The sequence below is a fragment of the Vibrio sp. OY15 genome, assembly GCF_000742455.1.
In the GTDB taxonomy this organism is placed as follows: domain Bacteria; phylum Pseudomonadota; class Gammaproteobacteria; order Enterobacterales; family Vibrionaceae; genus Vibrio; species Vibrio alginolyticus.
In genome coordinates this window covers 1-12,023 of record NZ_JPIL01000031.1, presented here as the reverse complement: position 1 = coordinate 12,023, position 12,023 = coordinate 1, and the positions used below count along the sequence as shown (strand labels likewise).

Genomic DNA, 12,023 nt, shown 5'->3' with positions numbered 1-12,023 from the left:
TCCTGCTTATTGGTGAATCATGATGTCGTAAAGTTCTTCATCACTCTGAGCATTACGCAGTAGTTTCAATACTTGCTTATCGCTCAGACGTTCTGCCATAGAGGATAGAGTCTTGAGGTGCTCTTTGCACTGTTCTTCTGGTACAAGGAGCGCAAAAAGAAGATCGACAGGTCGATTGTCAATCGCATCAAATTCGATTGCTTCATCACATTGCAGTAAGACAGCAATGGCCTTGTCGCTTGATTGCATTCTCGCGTGAGGGATCGCAATACCGTTTCCGATACCGGTACTGCCCATTTTTTCTCTATTGAGCATGCATTCGAACAGCTCGGTAGAATCTTGGCCCGTTTGATCAGCCACGATACGGCTGATCATTTCAAGGGCGCGTTTTTTACTCGTGCAGTGGACCGCACTTTTGGTGCAGTCCAATGACAGTATTTCGCTCAGTTGCATGATTAATGACTGTTTAGTTTTTCTTTGTGCTTATTAAGTTGGCGAACCAATTTATCTACCAGCGAATCGATCGCGGCATACATATTTTCGTCATCGGCTGATGCGTGGATTTCGCCTTGATTTATGTGAAGCGTAGCTTCCGCGATTTGAGTAATTTTTTCAACTTTTAGTACAACATGCACTTGATTGATATGGTCGAAGAACCTTTCGAGCTTCTGAAACTTAGAATTTACATAGTCTTGCATTGAATCGGTAAGATCAACGTGATGGCCTTGAATATTGATTTGCATAGACTTTCCTTTTCAGTTAGTGCCTTATAATAGGCGTTTACGCTGACTTGAAGGGGCAATTCCCAAGGATTCGCGATATTTGGCTATCGTACGTCTTGCGACCTGAATCCCTTGGTCAGCCAGAAGAGCAGCAATCTTGCTATCACTCAGTGGTTTGGCAGTATTCTCTGCTGCGACCAGTTTTTTAATGAGTGCACGAATTGCTGTTGACGAACATTCTCCGCCGTTGTCAGTACTAACATGGCTAGAGAAGAAGTACTTCAATTCAAAAATACCACGTGGTGTATGCATAAATTTTTGCGTTGTTACACGAGAAATCGTGGATTCATGCATGTCCACAGCCAAAGCGACATCATTGAGTACCATTGGCTTCATGGCTTCCTCACCATACTCGAAGAAATCTTGTTGATGTTCAACAATACATCTTGCAACTTTGAGTAGCGTCTCGTTTCTACTCTCTAAGCTCTTAATTAACCATTTTGCCTCTTGCAAATTGCTGCGGATGTACTGGCTATCCGCGCTATTACCTTTGCCTAACTGAGCATATTGTTGATTTACTTTTAATTTTGGCACGCTATCCGGGTTTATAGAAACGGTCCATTTGCCATTGTCTTTAAAAACGGATACGTCTGGAATTACGTACTCGGTATCATCAGGAGTGATGCGACTACCTGGACGAGGATCTAACTGTTGGATAAGCTTTAAGACTTCACGCAGATCGGCTTCTTTCAGCTTAGTCTCTTTGATGACGAGCTTGTAGTCACGGTTGCCTAGGTGATCAATATGATCCGCAAGTATCATTTTGGCTTCAGCAAGCCATGGCGTGTCTTCTGGGAAGGTCGTCAGTTGCAGTAACAAACATTCTTGTAAGTTACGCGATGCAACGCCAAGAGGATCGAATTGTTGAATGCGTTTACGAACGGCTTCTACTTCGTCTAACTCTATCTCTTCATTATCGAAGCTCTCATGAATCTCTTCAGGCGACAAAGTTAAATAGCCGTAGTCGTCAACAGCGTCAATAATCGCTAATGCAATCGTGCGGTCGGTTTCACTGAATGGTGTTAGGTCAAGCTGCCACATGAGGTAATCATGTAATGATTCAGTGGTTTCGCCTTGGTAGACGGGCATATCATCATCAAGAGCTAAGCCAGTGCTACCAGTATTCGCGCTGTAGACGTCATCCCAAGTCGTGTCGATTTCAAGTTCAGAGCTAATTTCTGATTTCTCTATCACATCGGAGCTATCTGGAACGTCAATTTCTGTTGGTTCGCTAGCACTGTTGCTATCAGCAGCCTCGACCGCTGACTTATCTTCACCGTTTGCTAGAGGCTCGTCTTGGCCTTCTTCAACTTCCAATAATGGGTTTGAGTCCAACGCTTCTTGGATTTCTTGTTGAAGATCGAGTGTCGACAATTGCAATAAGCGAATCGCTTGCTGCAACTGTGGCGTCATGGCTAACTGCTGACCTAGCTTGAGTTGTAATGAAGGTTTCATTCAGTGTTACTTACCTTGTAATGCTCAGAATCTTACCGTTCCTAATATAATCATAGACGGAATTGTTCGCCGAGATAAACTTGTTTCACCTGTTCATTATTGAGAACTTCTGCCGGAGTTCCCGATGCAATTAGGTGCCCTTGGCTCACGATATAGGCTTTTTCACATACGTCCAGTGTTTCACGTACATTATGGTCAGTGATTAACACTCCGAGACCACGATCGCGCAGATGCTCAATGATTTTCTTGATGTCATTAACCGAAATTGGGTCAACACCAGCGAAAGGTTCATCCAATAAAATGAACTGAGGGTTGGCCGCTAAAGCTCGAGCGATTTCCACCCTGCGTCGCTCACCCCCTGATAGTGCCATACCAGCACTGGTTCTGATGTGCTGGATGTGGAATTCTTCCAACAAATCTTCCAGTTTATCTTGGCGCTCTTCCCTCGTCATTTCTTGACGAGTTTCAAGTACGGCCATGATGTTATCTTCTACTGAAAGCTTACGGAAAATCGACGCTTCTTGCGGAAGATAGCCAATGCCAAGTCGTGAACGGCTATGCATCGGCAAAATACTGATGTCATTGTCGTCAATGGTAATGGTGCCTTCATCGCGAGGTACTAAGCCGACAATCATGTAAAACGAGGTGGTTTTACCCGCACCGTTTGGACCGAGCAGCCCAACAATCTGACCAGATTCAACTTCTAAGCTAACATCAGTGACGACTTTGCGTTTTTTGTAGCTTTTCGCCAAGTTTTTCGCGCTCAGTACTGCCATATTAGTTCTCTATCTGATTGGGTTGCAAAATGGTCGTAACGCGCTCTTCCTTAGAGCTATCTGCGACTAGCTTTTGTTTACCAATTTGGTAACGAATCGAAGAACCTTTGATGGTGTTGTTGTCTTGCGCCAGCTGCGCTTGACCTTTCATGGTCAGTTCGTCTGTAGAAATACGGTAATCCAACTCCGTAGCTTGACCACTAAGTGTTTTACCATCGTCCATCAGCTGAGAAAACTTCGCAGGTTTACCAAATGCTTGAATCTGTTTAATTGCTTCGGTTTTAGGATCGCGAGTTACCACGATTCTATCAGCATCGATATTGATGCTCCCTTGCTTAAGAGATACATCGCCTTCAAAAACAACCTGGTTACTCTTCATATCCACCTGTTGGGTGTCAGAGTTTATGTAAACCGGCTGTTGAGTATCCGACTTGAGTGCCAGCGCTTGAGGCGCCGCCAATACCAGTGCCAGTAGGCTAAGGTGTAACGGTTTCATATCGACCTTGAACTTCATCTGTCAGAGTCGCAGTATGCTGTTTTAAGTTGCCTTGCATTGCGCCTCCAGTAGTTTCAAATTGTGGTCCAACCAACATCACTTGTTGGTCAGCTTTAAAATCACGATTGGTTAGATTAATGACCAATTTGTCTGTTGCCATGGTATCAAAACTCGCACCAGGCAGAAGATTTTGCATTAAGACTTTGTCATATAAAGTCAAAACTTGGTCTTCATCTAACACTGCTCTTGTGGCAGTCACCTTCCATTCAATGACGCTACCTTCACGGTAAACCATCAAAGTCGGGTTATTAAAAATAGTATCTCCACTCTTAGCATAATGGTCTAAGTTAGTGGAGCGAATGATGTAACTGCGGACACCATCTTCACCGTAGGTGATATTTTCTAATCCAGAACCACTGAACATGGGCAGTTCAGAATCTGGTGCTACTTGAATTGCGTCGTTGCCTTTAGGGGTTAGTAGGTAATAACCGCACCACGCTACAACGAAGATCAAGAGCAAATAAATAAGGCGAGTAAAACTCATATAATGAAGGCCTATCGTTTAGCTCAGTACTTCCCTGACCATTGCCTTTATTCGTCTAATAAATGGTTTAAATGTTTGTGCTGATATTACATCACGCCAGCTTTTAGTAAATCGTGCATGTTCAGTGCACCCACAATTTTTTCGTCTTTACATAAAATCAGAGCGTTAATGTTTTTATTCTGCATCAAGTTCAAACCTTCAACCGCCAGCATATCAGGGTGCGCTGTGGTTGGGTTTGTCGTCATGACCTCGCCAATTGCCGTCGTATGAATATCGATACGCTTGTCTAGGGTACGACGTAAATCACCATCGGTGAATATACCAAGCATAGCATCGTGCTCATCGACGATGGCTGTCATGCCTAACCCCTTTTCTGAAATTTCAAGCAGGGCATCGCGAATTAATGCGTCAGGAGAAACTTTAGGTAGCGCTTCTCCAAAGTGCATAATATCAGACAACTTAAGTAGCAGTTTTCTCCCCAGTGCACCACCTGGGTGAGACAGGGCAAAATCTTCGGCAGAAAAACCACGAGCTTGAAGCAGAGCTACGGCTAATGCATCTCCCATCACTAATGTGGCAGTCGTACTGCTAGTTGGCGCCAGGCCTAACGGACAAGCTTCTTGAGGTACCGTAATTTGCAGGTGTAAGTCAGACAGCTTGGCCATATTTGATTCTGGCTTACCTGTCATGCTGATGATCTTAATATTCAGGCGCTTTAATACTGGAAATAGAGACAGAATTTCGTTTGATTCACCAGAGTTAGAAATTGCCAGCACAATGTCACCAGGGCTAATCATACCCAAGTCACCATGTGCGGCTTCGCCTGGATGAACGAAAAACGCCGAAGTCCCAGTGCTTGCCAGAGTGGCGGCAATCTTGTTACCAATATGGCCTGACTTGCCAATACCCATAACGACAACTTTGCCGTTGTTGGAAAGGATAAGTTCACACGCTTTTTCAAATTGATCATCAAAGTAGGTATCTAGCTCTTGCAGAGCAGCAACTTCGATATCAAGAACTTGTTTAGCAGCAGCGCGAAAATCAAATTGATTGGACATATCAGATCTCTACTTATTGATCGTGGTAATTAAGCGGTCATGTTTGCGAATAAGTACACTTGGTAACCTAAGAAGCACACAAACAAGATGGCACCTTCAATACGGTTAATACTGCGTGATTTACCCAAACACATCGCGACAAGTAACAATGAAACGCCTAACATGACCCAGAAGTCACGTCCCATCGCGTACTCACTGAGCACCGATGGATTAATGATGCCAGGAATCCCCATTACCGCCAGAATGTTAAACACATTCGAACCGATAATGTTACCGACAGCCATGTCGTCTTCACCCTTTAAAACTCCCGCAAGTGATGCGGCTAGTTCTGGCAGGCTAGTGCCAATGGCGATAATAGTTAGACCGATAACAAGGTCGCTCATACCAAAGTGTTTAGCAATAATTACCGCGTTATCAACCAGCATGCTGGCTGCCAAAGGAAGCAGTATCAAGCCAATAACCACCCACATGATTGCTTTAGGGTTACTGACGCCTTCTGGGATCTCTGACTCTTGGTCATCAAGAAAAACATCACCTGATTTTTGCTCTTTGCGGCTGATTTGCAACATAGCAAATAAAAATGCCCCAAAGAGTACAAACAATAAGACACCCTCATAAAAACCGAGATGGCTATTCCAAAGCAGAATACCAGCGAGTACGGTTACGGCTATCATGAGTGGAAGTTCTCGGCGGATGACGGCGGAGCTAATCGACAAAGGCTTGATCAGCGCTGTAATACCTAGGATTAACGCAATGTTCGCTATGTTTGAGCCTAATACGTTACCCACCGCTGTATCTGTTTTGCCATCCCAAGCAGCGGTTGCAGATACCATCATCTCAGGGGCGGATGAGCCCATCGCGAGGATTGTCATGCCGATGACAAGCGGGGAAATACCGACGTTGCGGGCTATCGCTGCAGAGCCAAAAACAAGTTTATCTGCACTCCAAACAAGCAAAACAAGACCGACTATAAGCAACGCAACGGCTTCGAGCATGAGAATTCCTAAGTATTAAATAAGTAAAATGAATAACCGCTAATTTTGACCTTTTGCGGCCTAAAATGGAAGATAAACGAAGAATAAATTAAAGGTTAGTAACGAAAATGTATGTAAATCTCACTCATTTAAATGAGCAATTCTGGTCTAGGATTTAAACACTTCGTGCTAATTCGGTCATAAACCATGAGAAATTGCAGGGATATACTCGACTTTATTTAATTGAACAGTGCTTTAAATTCAACGCCAATGTGCTTATGATTGCAGCCTAATAAATGTACCGACGTTACTTTATTAAACGTAGAATTCAACTCCGATGAGTATCTGCTTGATGATTCCGTGAGTTGCAACGCTCCTACAGTAGAAGAGATGATATGTCGAACAACGATTTAGTCACCGTGAACAACCTCACTTTTTCACGGGGAGAACGCATGATCTTTGATGATATTGATCTGCATGTTCCTGAGGGCAAAGTGACGGCCATTATGGGACCATCGGGAATTGGTAAAACAACACTGCTGCGTTTGATTGGTGGTCAGTTGTATCCCGAGCAAGGAGAGATCTGGTTTGATGGCGACAATATTCCCTCTCTCTCGCGTAAAAAACTCTACCATGCTCGAAAGAAAATGAGCATGTTGTTCCAGTCAGGGGCTTTATTCACTGATTTGAATGTTTTTGATAATGTCGCCTTTCCATTGAGAGAGCATACCGATTTATCGGAAGATTTGATTCGCACCATGGTGTTACTCAAGCTCGAAGCTGTCGGTCTGCGCGGCGCGGCGCAATTAATGCCGAGTGAGCTTTCAGGTGGTATGGCAAGACGCGCTGCTTTGGCTCGTGCAATCGCACTTGATCCTGACCTGATCATGTACGATGAGCCGTTTGTGGGGCAAGACCCAATCACTATGGGCGTTTTGGTTGAGCTAATTAGCAATCTAAACCAAGCGTTAGGTTTGACCTCTATTGTGGTTTCTCACGACGTACCTGAAGTCATGAGTATTGCTGACTGGGTATACCTGATGGCCGATGGAAAAATCATCGCCTATGGTACGCCAGAAGAGCTGACTCAAAACTCTGATCCTCGTGTCCAGCAGTTCTTACAAGGTGATGCCGACGGTCCTGTACCGTTTCGTTTCCCTTCTCAAAGTATCGAAAAGGACTTATTTGATGGTCGATAACTTCATTCACTTTGTCGCCTCGCTGGGTCGACGCACGCTTTCTATTTGCGGAGCATTTGGTCGTGCGACTTTCATGTTGATTGGGGCGCTATTTTCTAAGCCACAACCGATCAGAAGCTTTCCTCTGCTTGTTAAGCAACTTTATTCTGTTGGTGTTCAGTCGCTGGCGATCATCGTCGTATCTGGTCTGTTCATTGGAATGGTTTTGAGTCTACAAGGCTATGTTGTGTTGGTGGATTACGGCGCAGAGGGCAGTTTGGGGCAAATGGTAGCGCTTTCGTTACTCCGTGAATTAGGACCTGTTGTTACTGCACTTTTGTTTGCTGGTCGTGCCGGTTCTGCGTTAACCGCAGAGATAGGTCTAATGAAAGCAACGGAACAACTGTCTAGCCTTGAAATGATGGCGGTAGACCCATTGAAACGAGTGATTGCACCACGGTTTTGGGCTGGGGTTATCTCAATGCCTTTACTGGCTATGATTTTCATGGCTGTGGGAATTTGGGGCGCTCAGCTTGTTGGTGTTGACTGGAAAGGCGTTGATCACGGCAGTTTTTGGTCAGCGATGCAGTCCTCTGTTGAGCTAGGGCAAGACATTGGTAACAGTATGATCAAATGTTTTGCGTTTGCAATTACGGTTACTTGGGTCGCTCTATTTAACGGTTATGATGCTATTCCAACATCGGAAGGGATCAGCCGAGCAACTACGCGCACTGTTGTGCATTCTTCTTTAGCAGTACTAGGATTAGACTTTGTACTGACCGCATTGATGTTTGGGAATTAATCATGCAACAAACACGTAAAACTGAATTATGGGTTGGCAGCTTTGTATTAGCGGGAATTTGCGCGATTCTTGTGATGATTTTTCAAGTTGCTGACGTAAAAAGCATTGGCTCTGGTGATACTTATACCCTCAAAGCCGAGTTCGATAATATTGGCAGTTTAAAAGTTCGTTCTCCCGTAAAAGTGGGGGGCGTTGTGATTGGTCGAGTAAGTAGTATTTCGCTTAACCCAGACAACTTATTGCCAGTTGTAACACTATCTATCAATAGCAAATACAATCAGTTCCCAGAAACGTCGAGCGTACAAATTTTGACATCTGGCCTGATTGGTGAGCAATACATTGGTTTAGTACCTGGCTTCGTTTTTGATGATGAAGTCATGCTGGTGGATGGTGATACCATCGAAGACACCAAATCGGCGCTTGTGCTTGAAGACTTAATTGGTCAAGTACTATACAGCGTAGGTGGTTCAGACGACTCAAGTAAGGAATAACTATGTTAGCGAGATTACTACTTTCAGTTTGTGCTGTGTTTAGCGTCTTTGGAACAACAGCAGCAGAGGTGGATAAAACTGAACCTTATAAGATGATGAAGCAGGTAGCTGAAGTCACGTTCGAAAGATTGAAAGCCGAACAGCCGAAAATCAAACAAGATCCAAATTTACTTAAAGTGATCGTTGAAGAAGAGCTAATGCCTTACGTCAACTACCGCTATGCAGGGTTAAAACTTCTTGGTCCAAACTTAAAAGGTGCTAAGCGTGAAGATGTACTTGAGTTTATCGATGCATTTCGTGCTTACCTGATTGCGTCTTATGCACAAGTGTTGACGCAATACTCTGACCAAAAAATTGAGTTTGGTCCTGAGCCTAGCATTGATGACTCTAAGCGTATTACAAGCATTAAAGTTGATATCATCGATACTCCGCGTCCAAACATCAAACTTGAGTTTAAACTGCGTAAAGACAACCAGTCTGGTGAGTGGGAAGCATTCGATATGATTGCAGAGGGCATTAGTTTGCTTTCTAGTAAACAATCCGAATGGAACAGTAAAATTCGTCAAGAAGGCATTCTATCTGTTGCTAAAGACCTAGAAAAATTGGCCGCAGAACCGATCCGCTTCGAGGCGAAGAAATAATGGCCCAGACTCCCGCTCAGTGGCAATTGGATCAAAACATTCTTAAGCTAACAGGGGCACTTGATAGAGATACAGTGCCTTCATTGTGGGCGTATGCACAGCAATGGCAACCTGCTCAATCGGAGCTGGAATGCTCGCTAAAAGAGATAGAGCGAGTCGACTCTGCAGGAATGGTGATGTTAATCCACTTATTAGAGCATGCAAAAAAGCAAAACTGTCATATAATGCTCAGTTTCGTGCCGGCGCAACTGCGCACTTTGTTTCAACTGAGCAATGTTGAATCTTTAGTGGCCAAACACGTACAGAATTATCAGGGGTAAATTGTGGATAGCGCAAAAGTACAACAGTTATTAGAAGAAGCACTAAACCTTCAAGAAGTGCATGTGAAAGGTGAAGGTAGCCACTATGAAGTGGTTGCTGTTGATGCTTGTTTCGATGGAATGAGCCGCGTTAAGAAGCAGCAGCTAATTTATGCTCCTCTGATGGAATACATCCAGCGTAACGACATTCACGCATTATCGATCAAAGCGTTCACACCAGAAGAGTGGGCTCGTGATAAGAAATTGATGTCGCTTTAAGGTTTATTGATGGAAAAGTTTCGAGTTATTGGGTCAGATAAACCACTAGTTGGTGAAGTGACCATTTCAGGTGCAAAAAACGCAGCACTGCCGATTTTATTTGCGTCTATCTTGGCGGAAGAGCCAGTAGAAGTGGCAAACGTACCACACCTTCGTGATATCGATACAACCATGGAATTGCTTAAGCGTTTAGGCGCGAAAGTAAGCCGCAATGGCTCTGTTCATGTTGACCCAAGCAGTATTACAGAATACTGCGCGCCTTATGATTTGGTGAAAACCATGCGTGCTTCTATTTGGGCTTTAGGTCCTTTGGTGGCGCGCTTTGGTCAAGGTCAGGTTTCTTTACCAGGCGGTTGTGCCATCGGTGCCCGTCCTGTGGATCTGCATATTTCTGGTTTAGAGCAGCTTGGCGCAACCATTACATTAGAAGATGGTTATGTGAAAGCAGAAGTGGATGGTCGTCTAAAAGGCGCGCACATCGTGATGGATAAAGTCAGCGTAGGCGCGACGATCACCATCATGTGTGCCGCAGCGCTGGCGGAAGGCACAACAACACTAGATAACGCTGCGCGTGAGCCTGAAATCGTCGATACCGCTGAGTTCCTAAATAAGCTTGGCGCAAAAATCTCTGGCGCTGGCACAGATACCATTACGATTGAAGGTGTTGAGCGCCTAGGCGGTTGTAAACACAACGTGGTTGCTGACCGTATTGAGACGGGAACATTCCTCGTCGCAGCAGCAGTATCTGGCGGTAAAGTCGTATGTCGCAACACTAATGCTCATTTGCTTGAAGCGGTTCTCGCCAAGCTGGAAGAAGCTGGCGCGCTTGTCGAAACGGGTGAAGATTGGATCTCTGTTGATATGACCGACCGCGAACTAAAAGCGGTAAGTGTACGTACTGCGCCACATCCTGGTTTCCCGACGGATATGCAAGCTCAATTTACGCTTCTGAACATGATGGCTAAAGGTGGCGGCGTGATCACAGAGACTATCTTTGAAAACCGCTTTATGCACGTACCAGAACTCATGCGTATGGGCGCTAAAGCTGAGATCGAAGGCAATACGGTTATCTGTGGTGATGTTGAGTCACTCAGCGGTGCGCAAGTGATGGCAACCGATCTACGAGCTTCGGCTAGTTTGGTTATTGCAGGTTGCATTGCTAAAGGCGAAACCGTCGTTGATCGTATTTACCATATCGACCGTGGTTACGACAAAATCGAAAATAAACTGGCTGCACTTGGCGCAAATATTGAGCGAGTGAGCTAGGCAAGTTAAACTGCACCGCAGGTAACTTGGATATTTGGATATCAAGAGAGCCGAAACCTGAGTTTCGGCTTTTTTATATCACTCTCATGACCATATTTTCCCTTTATGGAAAGAGAGATATTAATAGCTGTATCTGGCAAAAGCCGGTTCCTGGAGAACAAGAATGATTGCACTGTTACGTGTATTTGCTGTCGCTATCTTTGCGATTGTTATGTTTATTGGTGGTTGTGGTTACTGCCTATTAAGCCCTAGAAACCCTAAGCACGTTTTCACTTTTGGCCGTTTGTTTGCCAAGATGTCTCGTGTGTTTGGGATTAAGTTAGAGTTACGTATCCCTGAAGATGCGTATTCACGCGGCCAACATGTTTACATTGCTAACCACCAGAACAACTGGGACATGTTTACTGTTTCTGCGGCTGTGACTCCGAAAGTTGTGACAGTAGGTAAAAAGAGCTTGGCTTGGATGCCACTGTTTGGTCAGCTTTACTGGCTTACGGGTAACATTCTGATTGACCGAGCGAATCGTTCTAAAGCAAAAGGTACTATCGATCAGGTCGTGAGCAGCATGAAAGAAAGTGATGTTTCGGTGTGGATGTTCCCAGAAGGCACGCGTTCTCGTGGGCGTGGTTTGCTGCCATTCAAAACAGGTGCTTTTCATGCGGCAATTGGTGCAGGTGTGCCAATCATTCCTATCGTATGTAGCTCGACGAATAAAATTAAGCTGAACCGTTGGAACAATGGTCATGTGATTGTTGAAATGCTACCTCCAATCAGCACTGAAGGCTATGGTAAAGAGGGCATTCGCGAGTTAGCGAATATCTGTCGTGAACAGATGAAAGAGAAGCTTGAATCGTTAGATGAAGAAGTCAAACAGCGCAACGCTGCTTAAGTTTTACTGCGATATCATCACGAAAAGACAATAAAAAACGGGTAGCCTGAGCTACCCGTTTTTTTATGTTTGTCTGTGCCGTCCTAAATAAGG

16 protein-coding genes are annotated in these 12,023 nt (G+C 44.6%); 8 read left to right on the top strand and 8 right to left on the bottom strand.

The window, feature by feature from the left end; genetic code table 11:
* Positions 1-6: 6 nt before the first annotated feature.
* From ptsN to IJ23_RS22515, 8 genes are all read right to left on the bottom strand, one after another.
* Entirely contained in the window at positions 7-453 is a 447-nt protein-coding gene (ptsN, locus tag IJ23_RS22550) for a PTS IIA-like nitrogen regulatory protein PtsN (RefSeq protein WP_005381116.1), read from the bottom strand.
* 2 nt (positions 454-455) lie between these two features.
* Complete coding sequence (hpf, locus tag IJ23_RS22545) at positions 456-743, bottom strand: ribosome hibernation promoting factor (protein ID WP_005381114.1); 288 nt, start codon at positions 741-743, stop codon at positions 456-458.
* Between the two features lie 24 nt (positions 744-767).
* Complete coding sequence (locus IJ23_RS22540; protein WP_005381112.1) at positions 768-2,237, bottom strand: RNA polymerase factor sigma-54; 1,470 nt, start codon at positions 2,235-2,237, stop codon at positions 768-770.
* Positions 2,238-2,287: 50 nt separating this feature from the next.
* Positions 2,288-3,013, bottom strand: coding sequence for an LPS export ABC transporter ATP-binding protein (lptB, locus tag IJ23_RS22535; protein ID WP_005381111.1), 726 nt, complete (start codon positions 3,011-3,013; stop codon positions 2,288-2,290).
* A 1-nt stretch (position 3,014) separates the two neighbouring features.
* A complete protein-coding gene (lptA, locus tag IJ23_RS22530; protein ID WP_005381109.1) occupies positions 3,015-3,509 on the bottom strand; it encodes a lipopolysaccharide transport periplasmic protein LptA in 495 nt (164 codons plus the stop codon).
* Positions 3,490-4,053, bottom strand: coding sequence for an LPS export ABC transporter periplasmic protein LptC (lptC, locus tag IJ23_RS22525; protein ID WP_005381106.1), 564 nt, complete (start codon positions 4,051-4,053; stop codon positions 3,490-3,492). The genes lptA and lptC overlap by 20 nt, the downstream gene beginning before the upstream one ends.
* An 86-nt stretch (positions 4,054-4,139) precedes the next feature.
* The gene (kdsD, locus tag IJ23_RS22520) at positions 4,140-5,111 is read right to left on the bottom strand and encodes an arabinose-5-phosphate isomerase KdsD (RefSeq protein WP_005381104.1); all 972 of its coding nucleotides are present in this window, start codon (positions 5,109-5,111) and stop codon (positions 4,140-4,142) included.
* A 29-nt stretch (positions 5,112-5,140) separates the two neighbouring features.
* Positions 5,141-6,106 (bottom strand): calcium/sodium antiporter, encoded by a 966-nt coding sequence (locus IJ23_RS22515; RefSeq protein ID WP_005381102.1) that lies wholly within the window; start codon positions 6,104-6,106, stop codon positions 5,141-5,143.
* A 374-nt stretch (positions 6,107-6,480) separates the two neighbouring features.
* Here IJ23_RS22515 and mlaF point away from each other — a divergent pair, with 374 nt between their 5' ends.
* From mlaF to IJ23_RS22475, 8 genes are all read left to right on the top strand, one after another.
* The gene (mlaF, locus tag IJ23_RS22510) at positions 6,481-7,284 is read left to right on the top strand and encodes a phospholipid ABC transporter ATP-binding protein MlaF (RefSeq protein WP_005388422.1); all 804 of its coding nucleotides are present in this window, start codon (positions 6,481-6,483) and stop codon (positions 7,282-7,284) included.
* A complete protein-coding gene (gene mlaE, locus IJ23_RS22505; RefSeq protein ID WP_005381100.1) occupies positions 7,274-8,065 on the top strand; it encodes a lipid asymmetry maintenance ABC transporter permease subunit MlaE in 792 nt (263 codons plus the stop codon). Before mlaF ends, mlaE begins: the two co-directional genes overlap by 11 nt.
* A gap of 2 nt (positions 8,066-8,067) precedes the next feature.
* A complete protein-coding gene (gene mlaD, locus IJ23_RS22500; protein ID WP_005381099.1) occupies positions 8,068-8,556 on the top strand; it encodes an outer membrane lipid asymmetry maintenance protein MlaD in 489 nt (162 codons plus the stop codon).
* 2 nt (positions 8,557-8,558) lie between these two features.
* A complete protein-coding gene (gene mlaC, locus IJ23_RS22495) occupies positions 8,559-9,197 on the top strand; it encodes a phospholipid-binding protein MlaC (RefSeq protein WP_033907408.1) in 639 nt (212 codons plus the stop codon).
* A complete protein-coding gene (locus IJ23_RS22490; RefSeq protein ID WP_025767617.1) occupies positions 9,197-9,517 on the top strand; it encodes an STAS domain-containing protein in 321 nt (106 codons plus the stop codon). Before mlaC ends, IJ23_RS22490 begins: the two co-directional genes overlap by 1 nt.
* 3 nt (positions 9,518-9,520) lie before the next feature.
* The gene (gene ibaG / locus IJ23_RS22485; RefSeq protein ID WP_005381092.1) at positions 9,521-9,775 is read left to right on the top strand and encodes a BolA family iron metabolism protein IbaG; all 255 of its coding nucleotides are present in this window, start codon (positions 9,521-9,523) and stop codon (positions 9,773-9,775) included.
* 9 nt (positions 9,776-9,784) lie between these two features.
* Positions 9,785-11,041 carry a UDP-N-acetylglucosamine 1-carboxyvinyltransferase gene (gene murA, locus IJ23_RS22480; RefSeq protein ID WP_033907407.1) on the top strand — a complete coding sequence of 419 codons (1,257 nt, stop codon included), beginning with the start codon at positions 9,785-9,787 and terminating at the stop codon, positions 11,039-11,041.
* A 163-nt stretch (positions 11,042-11,204) separates the two neighbouring features.
* Positions 11,205-11,930, top strand: coding sequence for a 1-acylglycerol-3-phosphate O-acyltransferase (locus tag IJ23_RS22475; RefSeq protein ID WP_005381088.1), 726 nt, complete (start codon positions 11,205-11,207; stop codon positions 11,928-11,930).
* The last annotated feature ends 93 nt before the right edge of the window (positions 11,931-12,023 follow it).

What these genes read in the sequence shown, in the direction of transcription:
- ptsN (WP_005381116.1), bottom strand. Translation starts at nt 453, where the DNA reads ATGCAACTGAGCGAAATACTGTCATTGGACTGCACCAAAAGTGCGGTC.
- hpf (WP_005381114.1), bottom strand. Translation starts at nt 743, where the DNA reads ATGCAAATCAATATTCAAGGCCATCACGTTGATCTTACCGATTCAATG.
- IJ23_RS22540 (WP_005381112.1), bottom strand. Translation starts at nt 2,237, where the DNA reads ATGAAACCTTCATTACAACTCAAGCTAGGTCAGCAGTTAGCCATGACG.
- lptB (WP_005381111.1), bottom strand. Translation starts at nt 3,013, where the DNA reads ATGGCAGTACTGAGCGCGAAAAACTTGGCGAAAAGCTACAAAAAACGC.
- lptA (WP_005381109.1), bottom strand. Translation starts at nt 3,509, where the DNA reads ATGAAACCGTTACACCTTAGCCTACTGGCACTGGTATTGGCGGCGCCT.
- lptC (WP_005381106.1), bottom strand. Translation starts at nt 4,053, where the DNA reads ATGAGTTTTACTCGCCTTATTTATTTGCTCTTGATCTTCGTTGTAGCG.
- kdsD (WP_005381104.1), bottom strand. Translation starts at nt 5,111, where the DNA reads ATGTCCAATCAATTTGATTTTCGCGCTGCTGCTAAACAAGTTCTTGAT.
- IJ23_RS22515 (WP_005381102.1), bottom strand. Translation starts at nt 6,106, where the DNA reads ATGCTCGAAGCCGTTGCGTTGCTTATAGTCGGTCTTGTTTTGCTTGTT.
- mlaF (WP_005388422.1), top strand. Translation starts at nt 6,481, where the DNA reads ATGTCGAACAACGATTTAGTCACCGTGAACAACCTCACTTTTTCACGG.
- mlaE (WP_005381100.1), top strand. Translation starts at nt 7,274, where the DNA reads ATGGTCGATAACTTCATTCACTTTGTCGCCTCGCTGGGTCGACGCACG.
- mlaD (WP_005381099.1), top strand. Translation starts at nt 8,068, where the DNA reads ATGCAACAAACACGTAAAACTGAATTATGGGTTGGCAGCTTTGTATTA.
- mlaC (WP_033907408.1), top strand. Translation starts at nt 8,559, where the DNA reads ATGTTAGCGAGATTACTACTTTCAGTTTGTGCTGTGTTTAGCGTCTTT.
- IJ23_RS22490 (WP_025767617.1), top strand. Translation starts at nt 9,197, where the DNA reads ATGGCCCAGACTCCCGCTCAGTGGCAATTGGATCAAAACATTCTTAAG.
- murA (WP_033907407.1), top strand. Translation starts at nt 9,785, where the DNA reads ATGGAAAAGTTTCGAGTTATTGGGTCAGATAAACCACTAGTTGGTGAA.
- IJ23_RS22475 (WP_005381088.1), top strand. Translation starts at nt 11,205, where the DNA reads ATGATTGCACTGTTACGTGTATTTGCTGTCGCTATCTTTGCGATTGTT.